Origin of the sequence: Vibrio sp. 10N.237.312.B06, from assembly GCF_041464685.1 — a bacterium.
Lineage (GTDB): Bacteria > Pseudomonadota > Gammaproteobacteria > Enterobacterales > Vibrionaceae > Vibrio > Vibrio tasmaniensis_A.
Genome location: NZ_JBFSPI010000158.1, coordinates 1 through 4,313, shown reverse-complemented (window position 1 = coordinate 4,313; position 4,313 = coordinate 1). Strand labels below are relative to the sequence as shown.

The window sequence follows — 4,313 nt, the reverse complement described above, 5'->3', positions numbered from 1 at the left end:
AGTCTCGTTCTTTAAGGTGGGAGGCAATTGGATTCCCTAATTCTTCAATTGTCTTAGCTATTAGCTCCCGAGCTTGTTTACCCGATTTCAACGTATGACCGTGTATGGTCCACCAAGCGTCTAACAGTTCGCTCATTCTACGGTGATCGGGTTTACTTCCCATCCATGGCTTATCGTCAATCTCCTTCATCGTGTGAAGCTCAAAAGCCTTTGCTTCTCCCCTAGTCGTAAACTTTTTACGAACACGTTTCCCCGTTCGCCCATTCGGGTAACATTCGCAGAGCCAAGGTTTGGTAGAACCATCTTTTAAATTACGGATAGACATAATAAAGCCTAAAATTACTGTATATAAAAACAGTTTAATTGAGGCTGAAACGTAGAACAATGTTTTATATCGGACAAAAAGCACAGGTTAGGCTCCTATCTCAAAGTGCTAAGAAAGCTAATAGGTTATTGTGATCCGCAACAGCAGTTTTTGACAGTACAAAACTGGAAGGTAACTTCTCTCGTTGGAAAGACTTGAAGAGCATTATAATGGTTGAAAACTTCCGTATTGAGAAATGAAAAGTAATCGACCTAGAGTATCGTTACTATATCAGCTCCAAAGTGCTAAGCGCAGAGCAAGCTGCGATGGCAGTTAGAGAGCATTGGGATATAGAGTCAATGCATTGGGTACTTGATGTCAGTATGAATGAGGATGCGTGCCAGATATACAAAGACCATGGAGCGGAGAATCTATCTTGCTTGCGTCATATGAGCTTAAATATGCTCAGAGAAGAGCCAACTAAGCTAAGCATTGTTGGGAAGCAAAAGCGATGCATGATGAATACAACCATTCTAGAGGCAGTATTAAGTGCTGGTTTTACTCAGGCGGTGAAAAACTAGGCACTCATGCGGTCGCCCTGCTGCTCAATTGACACTAAATTATGGTTTTTTTATACAACCTCATTCAACTGAGGTATTTACTCTATTTTTTAACGAAAATACCACCATATTCTAGTTAAAAGTGAACTGCTGTATCGAATTCACGCTAAGTTGATGTTAATTTAGCCAATATTCGGCTATATTACACTCGATGAATAAGGGCGTAACGATTTTTATTCTCACTCCTCGGTTGTTAAGGTAGGTAATGTGCCATTAGTCATGGCGTTATTTTTAGAATAAATGTGGGTTCATTGATGAGTATTAAAGATTTAAGTGTAGTAAAGAAAATTGGGTTGAGTTACTTAGCCGTATTTCTGGTTTTTGCAGTTGTTTCTGTAGTGATGATGTCGAGTTTATTATCACTGACTAAAAACACAGCGATATTAACTGATAAAAGCCTGCCATCGGTTGCCTTGCTTAAAGGTATTCAAGTTGATATTACAAAAGTTCGTAAAGATGAATTTTCGCTTCTGTCAAATGCAAAGCATCCCAAAATCGCGGAATGGATAGAGGAGCTTGAACAATGGAGGGAAAATGTTCAACAAGGTATTTTATCGTATGAAGCTCTAGCGCTGAGTGAGCAAGAAAAGCGTTCTTTTAAAGTATTTAAAGATACATGGAATAGTTATATTTCTGAAACGCAGCAATATAATTATTTACTTGCACAAGGTAAGGCAAAAAAAGCAAATGAAGTTGTTTTATCTAGTTTCACTACATATACAAAAGCTCTTACTAGCTTGGACAATACGCTTAGCTTAAATGACGAGCTTATAAATCAGCTAAAAGTAGAAGTACAAAGTGAATCTCAATCGACTCAACTTACTGCCACCGCTGGTTCCTTAGTCATTATCGGTATGATAATTCTTTCGTCAGTTCTGTTATCTCGAGTAGTTTGTAAACCGGTTAATCGAGCTTTATGGTTTGCTTCTCAGATAGCTAAAGGTCAGTTGAATAATACAATTGACGAAAGAGAGTTAACTGAAGATGAACTTGGTACTTTGCTGAAAGAGTTAGTATCAATGCAAAATAATTTGCATTCTTTAGTCTCAGAGGTGAGTGATTCTACAATTCAATTAACAGCAGCGGTGGAAGAGGTGAGTGCAATATCAGCTCAAACGGCTTCAGGAATGCAAAATCAACAATTAGAGTTGAGTTCTGTTGCATCGGCCATGACAGAAATGCAGGCCGCAGTTAACGAGGTAGCGCAGAATACAGAAAGTGGAGCTACCTCAGCAAACTCAGCAACTGAAGTTGCAAAGCACGGAACCGAGATTTTAAATAAAACAATCCAAGAAATTGATAAGGTCACTAAAACAATACAAAACACAGATGAATTGGCAAGTGATCTAGAAAATAGTTCAAGTAGCATTAATGTTGTTGTTGATGTTATTAGAGGGATTGCGGAACAAACGAACCTATTAGCCTTGAATGCTGCAATAGAAGCTGCTAGAGCAGGAGAGCAAGGGAGAGGCTTTGCTGTAGTAGCTGATGAAGTTCGTTCTCTGGCTCAACGAACGCAAGAATCTACAACGCAGATTGTCGATATTGTTGAAGACTTACAAGAAAAAACCATCAAAATGGGGGAGGCAAGCAGGGAGTGTCAGAGTGGTATCGCTACATGTGTTGACCAAGTCAATGAGGCTGGAGAACAAATTGATATGATTGAACACTCTGTCGAGAATATTGCTCAGATGAGTACTCATATTGCAACAGCATGTAGTGAGCAAAACTCAGTGTCAGAAGAGTTAAATCGAAGTGTGGAGCATATTAATTCAGCATCCTCAGAAATGGCAGAAGGCACTTCACAAACCGCTATAGCGTGTCAGGAAATCAGTAGTCTAGCTCATAATCTCCAATCGAGGATGGGAGCATTCAAGCTATAGAAAGGTGCACTACGCCTTAGATTTTTTTAATCAGGAGTGGCGTTGTTGATCAAATCAGCTCGAAGATCAACTCTAAGCCATTTCTGTCCAGAATCTTCACAGTTGGCACTTCGTAACGTAGAAGTGCCCCATAATCACTAAGAGTAAATGGTCATACACATTCTATTCATCTGTGTTTGCAATATCTTTTCCTCATGCCTAGAGCTCCAACAATGTAACTAAATGTTCTAATCCACAACAGACTAACCTTCAATCACACTCACGCACGACATGTTGTTCAACTATTTCTAAGCTATTGAATAATTGAGAACTAAAGGGAAGTTTTGATTGATAACATGCCTTGAATTGGAAGCAATATGTGCTTGCACGGTTTTCAACTAGAAATTAGATTCAAACTAATTATATGCATAATTTTCAGTTGGTTAGATAGGGTTCTTGAGATATGCTGAATACATAAATTCGTGCTGGCACGATATTAAAATGTTAGGCATCAAAATGTCAATATAAGGATGAGTATGAAATTATATAAGTATGTCTCGGCAGATATAGCCAAGTTAATTTTAAAAAATCGAACAATTCGTTATACGCAACCTGATTTCGGCTTTGTTGCGTAATTCAGTGGAACTAAATCCAGAACCTACGATCTGATCAGCTACGTCCACTCTCTCGTAGCCCTATTCCTAAACCTTTTTATAAAACAACCAACTGGAAGCAATACAACCAATCACTCATTAACCGTGGCTCTCTGACTTTTTAGATTGATGAAGAGGCAATAAGCGGTTGGGCGCAAAGCAAACAGAATAAGCGCGGGAGGCCACGTCGGTTCAGTGGTTTAGCTATCACGACAGCGCTGCGAGGATTTATCGACTCGATATTTAGGTTAGCCCATGTACCGTTAAGTTGTCCGCATTACACCTGCATCAGTCGTAGAGCCAAGCAAGTTGAGGTCTCATTTAAGACTAAAACGAGAGGAGCGATACAACACCTAGCCATTGATGCTACTGGCCTTAAGGTTTATGGCGAAGGTGAATGGATGGTCAAAAAACACGGGACGGATGGCAAGCGTAGGGTCTGGTGAAAGCTTCATATTGCCGTCGATACAAGCACTTATGAGATCATTGCCGCCGAGCTAAGTTTATCGACGGTTACAGATGGAGAAGTCCTCCCGAACTTACTGAAACAAACACGCCGAAGTATCCTTGAGGTGTCAGGTGATGACGCTTATGACACAAGAGCGTGTCACGCTGCTATTAAGATTAAGGGAGCTATTGCGCTTGTTCCCCCAAGAGAAGGGGCAGCCTTCTGGGAGTGTGGTCACCCTCGAAATCTCGCCGTGGGTTGCCAGAAGTTATACGGCTCAAATAAGTATTGGAAAGAGCGGTATGGATACCACAAACGTTCATTGTCAGAAACAGCGATGTATTGAGTTAAACAGTTGCTAGGAGGACGATTGAGCTTAAGAAATTACAATGCCCAGGTGGGTGAAACTTACGCGATGATAAAAGC

The 4,313-nt window shown here is 40.3% G+C and carries 1 protein-coding gene and 3 pseudogenes; 3 read left to right on the top strand and 1 reads right to left on the bottom strand.

Annotation, left to right across the window (positions count from 1 at the left end; genetic code table 11):
• Positions 1 to 325 (bottom strand): annotated as a pseudogene (locus tag AB6C75_RS22940) (site-specific integrase); the annotation flags it as partial.
• A gap of 146 nt (positions 326 to 471) precedes the next feature.
• Between AB6C75_RS22940 and AB6C75_RS22935 the strand changes: the two are divergent.
• The 3 genes and pseudogenes from AB6C75_RS22935 to AB6C75_RS22925 all read left to right on the top strand — a co-directional run.
• Positions 472 to 885: pseudogene (locus tag AB6C75_RS22935) on the top strand (ISAs1 family transposase); the annotation flags it as partial.
• A 293-nt stretch (positions 886 to 1,178) separates the two neighbouring features.
• Positions 1,179 to 2,807 (top strand): methyl-accepting chemotaxis protein, encoded by a 1,629-nt coding sequence (locus AB6C75_RS22930; RefSeq protein WP_017096612.1) that lies wholly within the window; start codon positions 1,179 to 1,181, stop codon positions 2,805 to 2,807.
• Positions 2,808 to 3,483: 676 nt separating this feature from the next.
• A pseudogene (locus tag AB6C75_RS22925) lies at positions 3,484 to 4,313 on the top strand (IS5 family transposase); the annotation flags it as partial.